The following is a 1,208-nucleotide window of genomic DNA, read 5'->3' as shown; positions in this document are numbered from 1 at the left end:
TTTGACTACCTTCCAAGCCGAGCATTAATGCATGAGAAATGGTACTATATATAGCTTCTTGGCCTAATTTCTGATAATGATACTTGTCTTGAGGCGTTAGCGGAGCTTTGCTGAGGCAATCGCTCTCAATTTTTAAGCGTTGGCGGAGCAAGTGCGGCAGCTATATCGCTCTAGATGACCATACTCTATATATAGTGTCTTTGCGTAAGTCCTGACATCGTTAAAGCGATTTGCTTACGCAACGCTACCGCGAACGCACCATCGATGAAAACAAGGAGGCATGGCCACTGAAGTTGTTTCTTTCATCAGACTTTACCCCGGCCAGTAATTAACGTAAAATACATATCACATATATATTCTACCCTTTTTTTTGCTATTTTTTCACTAAAGTCCCGATAGCAGAGTTTAAATTTAATCATTAATTGCAGTAACTCGTCGTGCATATTGGCATATTTATCTTCATGCCAGATATTTGTTAAATCATCTTTGGTAAATTTGCCAAAATTATCATAAACTTGCGGATTATCTAAAGCTTTATAAACTGCTGCTGTTCCCCATTCTGGTTTAAGAATAACTGTTTTCTTTAACAGTGGGTCATCTTGAAAATGCAGACAGACTCCTAAGTCATGTAAGTAACCACTTAATTGTAATTTATCCTCTCGCTTCTTAAAGCCATTCTCTTCACAAATAGATAAATATTCTGTCAAACTAATATAGTTACGACCATCTGTTTCTAATACTTCACGGACTTTTTTCCAAGTCTTAGGAAGGGCACTGCCAATATGAGGTAAATTACTGATGTAATGTTGGATATCTGTTTGAATTTCTTCTAAACCTCGATTAGTAGCAAGATTGGTGGCTAATATTTCTTTGATATTAGAAAATTGACCTTGTAATGCTATTTGATTAATTTCCCGTTTACGTTCTTGTCTCTCATTTTTGATAATTAATAAAGGACTATTATCGCTCAACAATTCTGCTATATTCAGCCAATAATAAAAGTCTGTATCTTCATTACGAGTATCAGCCACAAGAATATATAGGGAGCGTTTGGTCAGAAAAAATTGGTGAGTAGCATGATAAATTTCTTGTCCGCCAAAATCCCAAATATTCATCTGAAAGTCATGTTGATTTTTTGTGGGAAAATTCCACTGAGAAACTTCAATTCCTTTAGTTGAATCTTCTTCTTGCAGTTTATAGTCTGGGTT

General features: G+C 35.8%; 1 protein-coding gene. It reads right to left on the bottom strand.

What is annotated here, in order from left to right; translation table 11 throughout:
* Window positions 1–305: 305 nt before the first annotated feature.
* Window positions 306–1,208: COR domain-containing protein (locus tag F6K13_RS34015; RefSeq protein WP_287290069.1), on the bottom strand; the 903-nt coding region annotated here is incomplete at its 5' end.

The sequence above is a fragment of the Okeania sp. SIO2B9 genome (assembly GCF_010672505.1).
In the GTDB taxonomy this organism is placed as follows: Bacteria; Cyanobacteriota; Cyanobacteriia; order Cyanobacteriales; family Microcoleaceae; genus Okeania; species Okeania hirsuta.
Note: the sequence above shows the minus strand (reverse complement) of the source record. Positions and strands in the feature narration are given on the sequence as shown.